Below are 13871 nucleotides of genomic sequence, written 5' to 3' on the forward strand. Positions count from 1 at the left end.
CCCGTCGCTCAGAACCCCGTACGGTCCAGTCGCTCGAGGACCTCGTGCTCGCCGGGGGTCATCGGCGGCCGGGTGGACGGGGGCAGGGGGGAGCCGGCGACGGTGGCGAGCACCGTGGCCGGGTGGAGCATCCGGGCCGGGGACGTGCGCAGACCGGTGACGCCCCAGAGCGCCGAGGCCGCCGGGTACGAACCGGTGGCCGCCCGCGTGACGCGCCGCGTGTACGCGGAGACGACACGGTCGGCGGCGGTCGGCGTGCCGCCGCGCACCCCCGGGTACAGCACGTCCTGACTGACCGCCATGGACCAGGCGGCCTCCGTCACCCGTGCCGCACCCCGCTGCACCCGCCGGGCGAGACCGGGCGCGCCGAGGTCACCGGCCACCCCGTTCAGCTCCCGGCCGAGGACCCGCGCGCCGAACGCTGCCACCGACATGCCGTGCCCGTACGCGGGGTTGAAGGTGGCCAGCGCGTCCCCGAGGGCGACGAAGCCGTCCGGCCATTGGGGCGCCTTCTCCAGATACCGCCGCACGTTGCTCGTCGACCGGCTCAGATGGATGTCGGTGAGCGGTTCGGCGCCGGAGACCAGCCGGCCCACGATCGGGTCCGGCAGGTCGAGCATGTACCGCAGGAAGCCGTCCGGGTCCGCGGGCGGCTCGCCGCCGCGCGAGCCGCCGCAGCTCACCAGCCACCGGCCGCCCTCGACCGGCATGACCATCGCGCTCCGCGCCGGCCGGGAGACGAACGGGTTCGCCTGCACGATCGTCAGCGGGAACCTTTCCGCACCCTCCGGCACCCGGTACAGACGCGTCGCGTTGACCAGACCGGAGTCCACGGTCCGCTCCCGGATGCCGGACACCCCGATCCCGTCCAGCCAGGTCATCACCCGCGTACCGCGCCCGCTCGCGTCGACGACGAGGTCCGCGTCGAGTTCCTCGTCGCGGATCGCGTGGCGGTCCTCCCGGCCGCCGGGCGCCGCGACCCGTACTCCGTGCACCCGCCCGGCGGATCCCGTCAGCCCGGTCACCGCCGCCTTGCGGATCTCGACCGGCGCGTGTTCCAGCACCGCGGTCCGTATCACCCAGTCCAGCAGCGGCCGGGTGCACGTCAGCATGACCGGTCCCGCGCGCCGCCACCGTCTCAGCCAGCCCTCGGAGGTGAGCGCCAGCATGCCCGAACTGAGGGAGACCTCGTGCGCGCCGGCGGCGAGCAGCCGCCCCCGCGGATCCACGCCCGGCAGCAGCTCCTGCATGGCGTCCAGCCCGCCCGGCATCAGCAGGTGCGCGTGGTGCCCCTGCGGCAGGCCCCGGCGGTGCTCGGGGCCGTCGGGCAGATCGTCGCGGTCCAGCACGATCACCTCGTCCACCGCTTCGAGCCCGGCCAGCCGGTGGGTGATCAGCAGCGTCGTACGGCCCTCGGTGGCGGCCAGCAGGTCGGCGGTGAGCGCGTCGGCGGTCGGCAGGTCGAGGTGCTCCGCGGGCTCGTCCAGCACCAGTACGGGGAAGTCCGCGAGCAGCGCCCTGGCCAGTGCCAGGCGTTGCCGCTGGCCGCCGGAGAGCCGCGCCCCGTGTTCGCCGACGAGCGTGTCCAGGCCGTCGGGCAGACTGTCGGCCCACTCCAGCAGCCGGGCCCGGGCGAGCGCGTCGCGCAGTTCTTCCTCGGTGGCTTCGCGCTTCGCGAGCAGCAGGTTCTCGCGTACGGAGCTGTCGAAGAGGTGGGCGTCCTGCGCGCACAGCCCCACCAGCCCTCGTACGTCGTCGCCGTCCAGGGCGTACGCGTCCACACCGGCCAGCGTGTACGAACCGGCGCCCGGGTCCAGGAACCGCAGCAGCACCTGTGCGAGCGTCGTCTTGCCGGAGCCGGACGGGCCGACCACCGCGATCCTGCGGCCCTGCTCCAGTGTCAGGTCCAGTCCGGCGAGGGCGTCCCGTTCCTGCCCGGCGTGCCGGGCCTCGAGTCCCTTGACCACGAGTGGGAACGGCGACGCGGGTGCCTGCCGGGGCTGCTCCGGCTCCTGTACGGGTACCGGGGCGTCCAGGACCTCGTACACGCGCTCGGCGCTCTTGCGCACCCTCTGCCGGTGCTGCACGGCGAGCGGCAGCCCGAGTACGGCCTCGAAGGCCGCGAGCGGGGTGAGGACGACGACGGCCAGTGCCACCCCGTCCAGCCGGCCGGCGGCCACTGCCTGGACGCCGACGAGGGCCGCGGCCGTGACGGTCAGGCCCGAGACGAGTGCGGTGAGCCCGTCGCCGAGGGCGGTGGCGGTGGCGGCGCGCGAGGCGATCCGGGTGAGCACGCCGTCGGCCCGCCGGGCCTCGGCGGTCCGTGCGGGCAGAGCGCCGGCGACCGTCAGTTCCCCGGTCCCCGTGAGCAGGTCGGTGGCACGGGTCGCGAGGGCTCCGCGGGCGGGCGCCAGCCTGCGTTCCGCACGCCGGGCCACGGCGCCCGTGAGCAGGGGCAGACCCGCCCCCGCCGCGAGCAGCCCGACCGCGAGGACGGCGCCGGCCTCGGGAAGCAGCCAGGCCGTGAAGCCGACCGACAGTGCCGAGACGACGACCGCCGCACCCGCCGGCAGCAGCCAGCGCAGCCAGTAGTCCTGAAGCTCGTCCACGTCGGCGACCAGCCGGGACAGCAGATCGCCCCGGCGGACCCCGCGCAGTCCGGCGGGCGCCAGCCGCTCCAGCCGCCGGTACACCGCGACCCTGGTGTCGGCCAGCATCCGCAGAACCGCTTCGTGCGACACGAGCCGCTCGGCGTAGCGGAACACGGCCCGTCCGATGCCGAAGGCCCGGGTCGCCGTGACGGCGACCATCAGGTACATCACGGGCGGCTGCTGCGAGGCCCGGGAGATGAGATACCCGGACGTCGCCATGAGGCCCACGGCGCTGCCCAGCGCGAGGCTGCCGAGCAGCAGTGCGAACGTGAGCCGCCCTCGGCGGGCACCGGACATGGCACGGACGCGGGCCAGCACGCTCCCCGCTCCGGCCTCCGCAACCGGCTCGGCCGGCTCCGGGCCGGCGGAGTCGGCGGGCTCGGCCTCTTCCACCCGTTCCCAGTCGAGTGCGGGCTGGGCGTCCGCCCGTTCCCGGCCGGCACCGAGGACGGTGTCACCGTGCTCGGGCAGCGGCCGGTCACCGGGCGCGGACTCCGTCAGCCGCACCACGCGGTCCGCCACCGCGAGCAGCGCCGGCCGGTGCACCACCAACAGCACCGTCCGGCCGATCGCCAGGCGCCGTACCGCCGCCACGACCTCGGCCTCGGTGGCGCCGTCCAGCGCGGCCGTCGGCTCGTCGAGCAGCAGCACGGGCCGGTCCGCGAGGAACGCACGGGCCAGCGCGAGCCGCTGCCGCTGCCCCGCGGACAGTCCCGCCCCGTCCTCGCCCAGCACGGTGCCGGTGCCCTCGGGCAGCGCGTCCACGAACTCCAGGGCGCCCGCGTCCCGCAGAGCCCGGCGGACCGCGTCGTCGTCCGCGTCGGGCCGGACCAGGCGTACGTTCTCGGCGACCGTCCCGGCGTACAAGTGCGGTCGCTGCGGCACCCAGGCCACCTGGCTGTGCCACTGGGCCGGATCGATGCCGGTGAGATCCGCTCCCCCGATCCGCACCCGCCCCTCGGACGGCCGCACGAAGCCCAGCAGCACGTTCAGCAGCGTCGACTTGCCCGTTCCGCTCGGCCCGACGAGCGCGACCGTCTCACCGGGTTCGACGGAGAAGGACACGTCCGACACTGCGTCGGCCGACCGTCCGGGATAGCGGACGGTCACACCCTCGAAGGACAGGGCGCCCGACGGCACCGCCCCGGTCCCCGGTGCCGGCACGGGTGTCTCCAGGACCTCGAAGATCTCCTCTGCGGCGGCCAGCCCCTCCGCCGCCGCGTGGTACTGCGTGCCGACCTGCCGCAGGGGCAGATACGCCTCGGGGGCGAGAATCAGGATGAGCAGGCCGACGTACAGGTCCATGTCGCCGTACACGAGCCGCATGCCGATCGTCACGGCGACCAGTGCCACCGAGAGAGTGGCGAGGAGTTCCAGCGCGAAGGAGGAGATGAAGGCGATCCGCAGGGTCCGCATGGTCGCCCTGCGGTACTCGGCGGTGATCCGCCGGATCGACTCCGCCTGCGCCTTGGCCCGTCCGAACACCTTCAGCGTCGGCAGCCCGGCCACGACGTCCAGGAAGTGGCCGGACAGCCGGGACAGCAGTTCCCACTGCCGGTCCATCCGGGACTGGGTGACCCAGCCGATCAGCATCATGAAGGCCGGGATGAGCGGCAGGGTGACGACGATGATCGCGGCCGAGACCCAGTCCTCGGTGACGATCCGCGCCAGCACCGCCACCGGAACGACCACCGAGAGCCCCAGCTGGGGCAGATAACGCGAGAAGTACCCGTCGAGGGCATCGACCCCGCGGGTCGCCAGGGCGACCAGCGAGCCGGTCCGCTGCCCGGTCAGCCATCCCGGGCCGAGTGCCGTCGCCCGCTCCAGCAGCCAGCCCCGCAGCTCCGACTTGACCGCCGCACTCGCCCGGTGCGCGGCCAGCTCGGTGAGCCAGCCGACCAGGGCGCGGCCGACCGCGACACAGGCCAGAAGCACCAGGGGAGTGTCGAGGTCGGCCACGGTCATGCCGTGCTGGAAGGCGCCCACCACCACCTCGGCGATGAGCATGGCCTGAGCGATCACCAGCACCGCGCCGACGATGCCCAGGGCGACCACCGCTACCAGGAAAAGCCGTGTGGCACGGGCGTAGCGGAGCAGTCGTGGGTCGATTGGTTTCACGTGAAACACACCTCAGTGCACGGGATCGGCGATGTGCTGGGTGCCGATCCGCTTGCGGAAGATCCAGTACGTCCAGCCCTGGTAGAGCATGACGAGCGGTAGGGCGATCACCGCGAGCCAGGTCATGATCTTCAACGTGTAGTCGCTGGAGGAGGCGTTGGTGACGGTGAGGCTCCACTCCGCATTCAGTGTGGACGGCATGACGTTCGGGAAGAGCGTCAGGAAGAGCATCGTCACGGCGGCCACGATGGTGGCGCCGGACAGGGCGAACGACCAGCCCTCGCGCCCGGCCTGGTTCGCCACCAGGGCGGCGACCAGCGCGGCGACCGTGACGACCATCGCGACCAGGCTCGCGCCGTCACCGCTGTCGAGCTGCGTCCACCCCAGGAAGGCCAGCGCGAGGACGGCGGTGAGCAGCCCTACCCGCAGGGCCATCTGCCGGGCCCGGCCCCGGATGTCGCCGACGGTCTTGAGCGCGGCGAACACGGCACCGTGGAAGGTGAAGAGCGTCAGTGTGACCAGACCACCCAGCAGCGCGTACGGGTTGAGCAGCTCCCAGACGTGGCCCACGTACTCGAACTCGGAGTCGATCTTCACTCCGCGCACGATGTTGCCGAACGCCACGCCCCAGAGGAACGCGGGGATGAGCGAGGTCCAGAAGATCGCCGTCTCCCAGTTGCGCTGCCAGCGCTCCTCCGGTCGCTTGACCCGGTACTCGAAGGCGACACCGCGGATGATCAGGCAGACCAGGATGACCAGCAGCGGCAGGTAGAAGCCGGAGAAGAGCGTGGCGTACCACTCGGGGAAGGCGGCGAAGGTCGAGGCGCCGGCCGTGAGCAGCCATACCTCGTTGCCGTCCCAGACGGGGCCGATGGTGTTGATCAGCACCCGCTTCTCGGCACGGTCGCGGGCGAGCAGCCGGGTGAGGATCCCTATGCCGAAGTCGAAGCCCTCCAGGAAGAAGTAGCCGATCCACAGGAAGGCGATCAGAACGAACCAGACGTTGTGCAGTTCCATGACTCTGCGGCTCCCTCGGGCCTAGTACGAGAAGGCCATCGGCTTGTCGGCGTCACGGAGATCGCCACCGATCTTCGTGGGCGGGTTGAGATCGGCCTCGGTGAGCTCGGGCGGGCCCGCCTTGACGTACTTGGCGAGCAGCTTGACCTCCACCACGGCCAGAACGCCGTACAGCAGGGTGAAAACGGTCATCGAGGTGATGACCTCGGCCTGGGACACTCCAGGGGAAACCGCGTGCCGGGTCTGCAACACGCCGTAGACGACCCAGGGCTGCCGCCCCATCTCGGTGAAGATCCAGCCCCAGGCATTGGCGATCAGCGGGAACGCCATGGTCCAGAGCGCCAGGCGCCAGTACAGCCGGGTGAGCCTCGCGCCCAGCGGCTTCCTCAGCAGCACCAGATGCGGTACCTCGTCCTCCCCGGTGCGCAGGGCGGCCGGCAGCAGGAACCTCTTCCTCGTCAGCCAGAGCCCCAGCAGCGCGAGCGAGAAGGACGCCATGCCGAAGCCGATCATCCACCGAAAGCCCCAGTAGGCGACGGGGACGATGGGCTTGTAGTCACCGGGGCCGAACTTCTCCTGCAGCGCCTCATTGGTGTCGTTGATGCCGGGCACGTAGGAATCGAAGTCGCCGTGGGCGAGGAAGGACAGCAGCCCGGGAATCTCCAGGGCGACCTCGTTGTGTCCCTTGTCGACGTCCCCGTACGCGAACACGGAGAACGGCGCCGGGCTCTCGCCGTCCCACAGCGCCTCGGCGGCGGCCATCTTCATGGGCTGCTGTTCGTACATGACCTTGCCGAGGGTGTCTCCACTGATCGCGGTGAACATGCCTCCGACGGCCATGGTGACCAGGCCGAGCCGGAGCGACGTCCGCATCACCGAGATGTGCTTCTTGCGCATCAGGTGGAAGGCGGCGATGCCGACCATGAAGGCGCCACCGGTCAGCGCGGACGCCGAGAAGCTGTGGAAGACCTGGTTGAGCGTGGTGTTCTGGGTGAGCACCAGCCAGAAGTCGGTGAGTTCCGCCCGGCCCTTCTCCTCGTTGATCCGGTAGCCGACCGGGTGCTGCATCCAGGAGTTGGCCGCCAGGATGAAGTACGCCGACAACAGCGTGCCGAGGGAGACCATCCAGATGCAGGCCAGGTGGATCTTCTTGGGCAGCTTGTCCCAGCCGAAGATCCACAAGCCGATGAAGGTGGACTCGAAGAAGAAGGCGATCAGGGTCTCGAAGGCGAGCGGGGCACCGAAGACGTCACCGACGAACCGCGAGTAGTCGGACCAGTTCATGCCGAACTGGAACTCCTGCACGATGCCGGTGACCACACCCATCGCGATGTTGATCAGGAAGAGCTTTCCCCAGAACTTCGTCGCCCTGAGGTACTTCTCCTTCCCGGTGCGCACCCAGGCGGTCTCCAGCCCGGCCGTGAGAGCGGCCAGCGAGATCGTCAGAGGAACGAAGAGGAAGTGGTAGACGGTGGTAATGCCGAACTGCCATCGCGCCAGCGTCTCCGGCGCCAGAGCCAGGTCCACGTCGCACTCCTTACATCGCCTTGCATCGCCGTGTCACAACGACCGCTTGATCCCGTTCGTCCCCCACATCCGGACGAAAACAGGACGCGCTTGTGAACGCGTTCACATTCACAAGCAATTATGGCCTACTGCTTTTCGGATTCGGAAGGGGGGTCCCCTGTGACGTCAACCCCTCGTCGGTAACGGTCGAAACACAGGAGTGCCGGGCGACGGCTGATCCGTCGCCCGGCACTCCTGACCCTGCTCCTGACCGTGTGCGGCTACAGCTCCTTGCGGAAGGCTTCCGTCACCTTCAGGAAGATGTCGCTGGCCTCGGCCTCGCCGACCGTCACCCGCACACCCTCGCCGGGGAAGGGCCTGACGACCACACCCGCCTGCTCGCACGCCTGCGCGAACGCCGTCGTGCGCTCCCCCAGCCTCAGCCACACGAAGTTGGCCTGGCTCTCCGGCACCTTCCAGCCCTGCGCGCGCAGCGCCTCCATGACACGGTTGCGCTCACACACCAACGAACCGACCCGGCCGATGAGCTCGTCCTCGGCGCGCAGCGAGGCGATCGCGGCGTCCTGCGCGACCTGGCTCACACCGAACGGCACCGCCGTCTTGCGCAGCGCCGCGGCCACCGGCTCATGGGCGATCGCGAAGCCGATCCGCAGCCCCGCCAGACCGTAGGCCTTGGAGAAGGTCCGCAGGACGCAGACGTTGGGCCGATCCCGGTAGAACTCCACGCCGTCCGGGACCTCGGGGTCGCGGATGAATTCGCGGTACGCCTCGTCGATCACCACCAGGACATCACGGGGCACCCGGTCGAGGAAACGCTTCAGCTCCGCCCGCCGTACCACCGTGCCGGTCGGGTTGTTGGGGTTGCAGACGAAGATCAGCCGGGTCCGTTCGGTGATCGCCTCGGCCATCGCGTCCAGATCGTGCACATCGCCCGGCGTCAGCGGCACCTGCACAGCGGTGGCGCCACTGATCCTGGTGATGATCGGGTACGCCTCGAACGAACGCCACGCGTAGATCACCTCGTCCCCGGGGCCCGAGGTGGCCTGCAGCAACTGCTGGGCGACGCCGACCGAGCCGGTGCCGGTGGCCAGGTGGGAGACCGGGACGGCGAAGCGCTCGGACAGTTCCTCCATCAGTGACGTACAGGCCATGTCGGGGTAACGGTTGAAGGAGGACGCCGCGGACGTCACGGCCTCCATCACCCCCGGCAGCGGTGGATAGGGGTTCTCGTTGGAGGACAGCTTGTAGGCCACCGGCCCCCCGGCCGCCGCCGGCTTGCCCGGCTTGTACGTGGGGATACCCTCCAGCTCGGCGCGCAGCTTGGGGCTCGTCTCGCTCACCGCAGTCCTCCTCCGAAGACCGGCGGCCCTTGACCGCCGCCGACATCCAATACTGCTCACCTTATGAGGATTCGGCGTCACTGCGTAGATGCGTACAGCGGCGACGGCGGCGGCGGACCTGCCGAGGCACGGGCCGCAGTGCGCGTCGGCGAGGACGTCGCGGGGCGTACCGGCCTCGCACCACCGTCAGGGCCGGTCAGCTCCACGAGCCACATCAGTCCCTTCAGAAACAGGGGTATCGCCCTACCAAGGCGCACAAAAGGTGTCCAGGCAGGGGGCGCACCCCACATATATCTACGCGCCGGTGGCTTGCGCCGTGGCGCGCGTCCCTCGTGCAGGTGAGTTGAGACCTCTTCGCAACATCGCCCCCTCGACAGGCCCGCATGCGTCGACGCGCCAGATCCTGGCATTGAAACGTTAAATCCCCTTACTTTCCAAGGAGGTTACCGCTTAATGATCATGCAGAAACGTGCCTGTCAATGCGTGCATATGCGTCCGCCCTACCCCACTGCATGAGCCCTACTATCGGCTCGCCATGACAGCAGCAGGGAAGCACCAGGTGAGCCGCGCGGAAACCTCACGCCGAAGCAGCAGGCCGGGTCGGGCAGGCATCAGGGACGTGGCCGCCGCAGCCGGAGTATCCATCACGACCGTCTCCGATGCCCTCAACGGCAAGGGCAGGCTCCCGGACGCCACCCGGCGCCACGTCCGCGAGGTCGCCGACAGACTTGGCTACCGTCCCTCGGCCGCCGCCCGCACACTCCGTACCGGCAAGTCGGGGCTCATCGGCCTGACCGTGACCACGTACGGGGAAGAACCTTTCACCTTCACCGAGTTCGCGTACTTCGCCGAGATGGCGCGCGCCGCCACCTCCGCCGCCCTGGCCCGCGGCTACGCCCTCGTGATCCTTCCCGCGACCTCCCGCCACGACGTGTGGTCCAACGTCGCCCTGGACGGCACGGTCGTCATCGACCCCTCGGACCAGGATCCGGTCGTCAGCGAACTGGTCCGGCAGGGTTTACCGGTCGTCTCCGACGGCCGCCCGGCCGGCTCGCTCCCGGTCACGGCCTGGGTGGACAACGACCACGAAGCAGCGGTCCTCGGAATCCTCGACCACCTGGCCGACGCCGGCGCCCGCCGCATCGGCCTGCTGACCGGGACCACGACCGACACGTACACCCACCTGTCGACCACCGCGTATCTGCACTGGTGCGAACGCGTCGGCCAGGATCCGGTGTACGAGGCCTATCCGGCGCACGATCCGTGCGCGGGTGCCGTCGCCGCCGACCGGCTCCTCGCCCGCCCCGACCGCCCGGACGCCGTCTACGGCCTGTTCGATCCGAACGGCACCGATCTGCTCGCCGCCGCACGCCGATACGGCCTGCGCGTCCCGGACGACCTGCTGCTGGTCTGCTGCAGCGAGTCGACCGTCTACGCCAACACCGAGCCGCCCGTCACCACGCTCTCGCTCAAACCGCGCCGCATCGGCACGGCCGTGGTTCAGCTGCTCATCGACGCGATCGAGGGCGTCGATGCCGAGCACACGGTGGCGCAGGTCATACCCACCGAGCTGATCGTGCGCACCTCGTCGCAGCGCCGCCCGCCGCGCACGACGGTCAGCCCACCACGGTCACCGGAACGGACCTGACGGACGGCGAGGACTCGGCGGAGCGGAGCGGAGAGGTCTCGGTGGCAGTGGCTCCCGGAGGGGTGAAGCCACTGCTTCCTCGGGGGCGGGTCGGCGCCGCGCCTCCCGAGCCCTTCCGGTTCCCTCCGCCGCTCCTCCGTCGCTCGTCCGGCTCCCGCGGAGCTCTCCTCCGCGGAAAACTGACCGGCTTGCCCGAGGCGGGCGACCGCCGTGCCGCGAGGATCCCGCACTGCCGGACGGCACCTGGACGGCCGAGGTCCTGAAAAAAAGCCGATAACCTGGCCAAAAGGGGATGAAATTCGTGGCGAACTGGACGCGTGCGCCGATTCACCACCCCTGGGTCATCACATGGCGCTATCCGCATTCCTATGATGGGCCCACGACACCGCGGGCCGCTGCGACCAGGCAGTCCGACGCGGTGCAGTTGCGGCTTGATGGTGGAGGGGTCGATGACTCAGGGGGCCGGTCAGGGACCCGCGGTGGAGCGCACGGCGACGGTGCGCGACTTCCGGGTACCCGCTTACGTCCACGAGACCGGTCCGTACGCCCACAGCATGCACCCCGGCAACGCGGTCCCACCCTCCGAGGCGAACCACCCGGAGGGATACACACCCACGCAACGGGACCTCCCGGTCATCAATCGGGGTGACACTGTGCAGGTGACCGTCGACCCCGCGTCCGTACCCGCACCGCAGCCTGCCACCGGGCCCGGTCCGCTGTACGTGGTCGGTGACGTCCACGGCTACCTCGACGAACTGGTGGCCGCCCTCCAGGAGCAGGGCCTCATCGACTCCGCGGGCCAGTGGTGCGCCGGCCCCGCGCGGCTCTGGTTCCTCGGCGACTTCACCGACCGCGGCCCGGACGGCATCGGCGTCATCGACCTCGTGATGCGGCTGTCCGCCGAGGCCGCCGCGGCCGGCGGCTACTGCAAGGCCCTGATGGGCAATCACGAACTGCTGCTGCTCGGCGCCAAGCGGTTCGGCGACACCCCCGTCAACTCCGGCGCGGGCACCGCCACCTTCCAGGCCGCCTGGCTGCTCAACGGCGGGCAGAAGACCGACATGGACCGCCTTCAGGACCACCACCTGCAGTGGATGGCCCGCCTGGACGCCGTCGAGGCCGTCGACGACCATCTGCTGCTGCATTCCGACACCACCGCCTACCTCGACTACGGCCGTTCCATCGAGGAAGTCAACGACACCGTCCGCGAGACGATCACCCGCAACGACGCCGACGAGGTCTGGGACCTGTTCCGCAAGTTCACCAAGCGGTTCTCCTTCCGAGACGAGGGCGGCGCCGAGGCGGTGCGCTCGCTGTTGGATACGTACGGCGGCACCCGGGTCGTTCACGGACACAGCCCCATTCCGTATCTGCTGGGGGAAGTAGGCTCCGAGGACGGCGAGGACGACAACGGTCCCGTCGTCGAGGGTCCGCACGTCTACGCCGAGGGGCTGGCCATCGCGATGGACGGTGGCGTGACGATGGACGGAAAACTGCTGGTCCAGCAACTGCCGCTCACCCAGTGAGCGGGTTCCGGGCCGAGTACCCCCGGCCCGGAACCGCACCGAACCGAGTCCAATTTCGGTAAACCCCCTGTCATGGCGCACCGTTGGCGCTCTACCATCGGCTTATCCGTAGCAGGCTCCCCTCCGTTTCTGCCCAACGGCTCGTCGGCATGCCGAGTCACAAGCCCTACGGAGCATCGGGGGATGCACATGAACAGCGTTCCGCAGCATCTGTTGACCGAGGACCGCCAGGATTACGCGCGGATTCTCGATGAGGTGCTGCGCTCCGCACCACAACGCCCGGAACTGGCCACTGTCGGACAGCGGCTCACCTCCGAACAACTGCGCACGATGGCGCTCAACGCCACCGCGATCATCACAGTGGCCGCGGCAACCGAGTACCAGCACTACACCAAGGTCCGCGAGGAACTGCGCCGGCCACCGGCGTCGTCCACCCCCTCCACTCGGGCGTCCGGCTCCTCCGAGCCGGGGCCGGAGACGGCGGGGCTCGCCACCACCATGGGAGAGGTCGCCGAGACCGCCGGCGCGGGCGCCGTCGCCGTCGTCGCCGTCCTGGCACCTGTTCTGGCCGGCACCGCGGCCGCGATATTCCTGCTCGTCGGCTACATCCTGCACATGCTCGATCCCGGCGCGGCCTTCGCCCGGACCATGCTCACCACGGGCTGGACATTCGGCGCCGTGACCGCGGTCGCCATCCTGGTCGCCGCGGTGGGCCTGCTGCTGACCGCCCTGCGCAACAAGCCCTCGGCCCGGAGCGGGCCGTACGGCGAAACCGACAAGGAGCTGACCCTGGCCAGGGAAACCTGGCGCGAGGCACTGCGGGAGCAGGGGATCATCCCGTTCCTGCGGGACGCACTCGCCGACCCGGGCACGGCGGCCGCACTGCACCATGCGACGCCGTCCGAACCGGCCGGCCGCATCCCGCATCTCGGCTACGACCGGCCGGGGTTCACCAGCCCCGGCGAGGGGACGAACCGCAGCCGTCGTCCGAGCTACTCGAGCCCGGACTACAGCAGCCCGGACTTCGGAGGACCGGAACACAAGCCCGAGTAGCCGGAACAACCGAATAAGCCGGCCCCACCGGAGTCGGCCCCACCCGACGAGCCGAAGCATGCGGACGGCCCAGCCGTCGGCTTGCGCTCCCTCACCGGCGGAGCCCGTCCCAAAGGCTCCGCGCCGAGGGGCGTGAGCCGGGTCGCCCGGGGTTCACCGCCCTGTGCCCGTACAGGCCTGAGCGGTGATCAGCAGTGATCATCAGGGACGGAGGATGCCCGCCCGGCCCGCTGCGGTGATCCACTGGGGGAACTCGGACAGCAGGCGGTCGTACAACTCCGGGTCCGGCACGGTGCCGATGTCGTCGACGGCGAAGAACCCGACGTTGTCGACGCGGCGCCCGGGCAGCGTGTCGAACCGTTCCAGCACACCGTAGTTCGCCCGGCCAAGGCCCACGAACTGCCAGAAGATCGGTTCCTCCACCGCTTCGCGGAGCTCCCGCTCGATCTCGGCATTCCGGTAGACACCACCGTCGGAGAAGAACAGCACGAGCGTCGGGGCCGCCGCGGGGCTGTCCCTGACGAACGAGCGGACCTCGGCGATGACCTTCTGTTCCTCGTTCTGGATGCCGACCTCCCGCATGTCGACCTGGCTCGGGTCCAGCCCTTTCTTCCGCCCGCGCCGGAAGAGGCTCATCTCTCCCACCCGTACGTGCAGCCGGAGCCATTCGGGCAGCTCGCCCAGGAGCAGGTCCGGCAGCCGCGCCGGATTCGAGGCGAACGTCCAGGCCTGCATCTCACCGTCGTCGTCCAGCTGCGCGGCAACCGCGGCCATACGTTCGACGACGTCCGCCACCACTCCCCTGGAGTACAGGAAGGACATGGAGCCGGAGGCGTCCAGTACGAGGACGACGCGCGCGGTGACCCCGGCGGCCCCGTGCTTGCGCAGGCTGACCGCCACCTGCTCCTTGCGCAGTGACAGCCGCTTTCGCATGTCCACCGGCAGCCGCTCCTCACCCTTGGTGAGCCGTGGAGCGGCTGCCGGTGGACAT

General features: G+C 70.2%; 7 protein-coding genes and 1 pseudogene. 3 read left to right on the forward strand and 5 right to left on the reverse strand.

The genetic code is table 11. The features are described 5' to 3' along the window. Positions 1 to 1343: 1343 nt before the first annotated feature. The 4 genes and pseudogenes from cydD to hisC all read right to left on the reverse strand — a co-directional run. Positions 1344 to 4769, reverse strand: a pseudogene (cydD, locus tag AOK11_RS29920) (thiol reductant ABC exporter subunit CydD); the annotation flags it as partial. A 12-nt stretch (positions 4770 to 4781) separates the two neighbouring features. Next, positions 4782 to 5786: a cytochrome d ubiquinol oxidase subunit II gene (gene cydB / locus AOK11_RS29925; RefSeq protein ID WP_055596835.1), complete on the reverse strand. Its 1005-nt coding sequence runs from the start codon at positions 5784 to 5786 to the stop codon at positions 4782 to 4784. 21 nt (positions 5787 to 5807) lie between these two features. Continuing rightward, positions 5808 to 7313 (reverse strand): cytochrome ubiquinol oxidase subunit I, encoded by a 1506-nt coding sequence (locus AOK11_RS29930; protein ID WP_055596836.1) that lies wholly within the window; start codon positions 7311 to 7313, stop codon positions 5808 to 5810. 260 nt (positions 7314 to 7573) lie between these two features. Continuing rightward, the gene (hisC, locus tag AOK11_RS29935; RefSeq protein WP_055596837.1) at positions 7574 to 8653 is read right to left on the reverse strand and encodes a histidinol-phosphate transaminase; all 1080 of its coding nucleotides are present in this window, start codon (positions 8651 to 8653) and stop codon (positions 7574 to 7576) included. A 535-nt stretch (positions 8654 to 9188) separates the two neighbouring features. Here hisC and AOK11_RS29940 point away from each other — a divergent pair. The 3 genes from AOK11_RS29940 to AOK11_RS29950 all read left to right on the forward strand — a co-directional run bounded on the left by AOK11_RS29940 (position 9189) and on the right by AOK11_RS29950 (position 12880). After that, complete coding sequence (locus AOK11_RS29940) at positions 9189 to 10301, forward strand: LacI family DNA-binding transcriptional regulator (protein WP_079035174.1); 1113 nt, start codon at positions 9189 to 9191, stop codon at positions 10299 to 10301. Between the two features lie 434 nt (positions 10302 to 10735). Next, positions 10736 to 11827: a metallophosphoesterase gene (locus AOK11_RS29945; RefSeq protein ID WP_095534141.1), complete on the forward strand. Its 1092-nt coding sequence runs from the start codon at positions 10736 to 10738 to the stop codon at positions 11825 to 11827. 183 nt (positions 11828 to 12010) lie between these two features. Then, positions 12011 to 12880, forward strand: coding sequence for a hypothetical protein (locus AOK11_RS29950; protein WP_055596839.1), 870 nt, complete (start codon positions 12011 to 12013; stop codon positions 12878 to 12880). 201 nt (positions 12881 to 13081) lie between these two features. On the opposite strand, the gene AOK11_RS29955 is transcribed toward AOK11_RS29950, so the two are convergent. Beyond that, positions 13082 to 13871, reverse strand: a 790-nt coding sequence (locus AOK11_RS29955; RefSeq protein ID WP_167353850.1) for a vWA domain-containing protein, incomplete at its 5' end; no start/stop codon positions are given.

It is taken from the genome of Streptomyces hirsutus (assembly GCF_001418415.1).
Taxonomy (GTDB): Bacteria; Actinomycetota; Actinomycetes; order Streptomycetales; family Streptomycetaceae; genus Streptomyces; species Streptomyces hirsutus.

Coding starts and splice junctions, on each gene's coding strand:
- cydB (WP_055596835.1), bottom strand. CDS start 5,786: ATGGAACTGCACAACGTCTGGTTCGTTCTGATCGCCTTCCTGTGGATC.
- AOK11_RS29940 (WP_079035174.1), top strand. CDS start 9,189: ATGACAGCAGCAGGGAAGCACCAGGTGAGCCGCGCGGAAACCTCACGC.
- AOK11_RS29945 (WP_095534141.1), top strand. CDS start 10,736: ATGGTGGAGGGGTCGATGACTCAGGGGGCCGGTCAGGGACCCGCGGTG.
- AOK11_RS29950 (WP_055596839.1), top strand. CDS start 12,011: ATGCACATGAACAGCGTTCCGCAGCATCTGTTGACCGAGGACCGCCAG.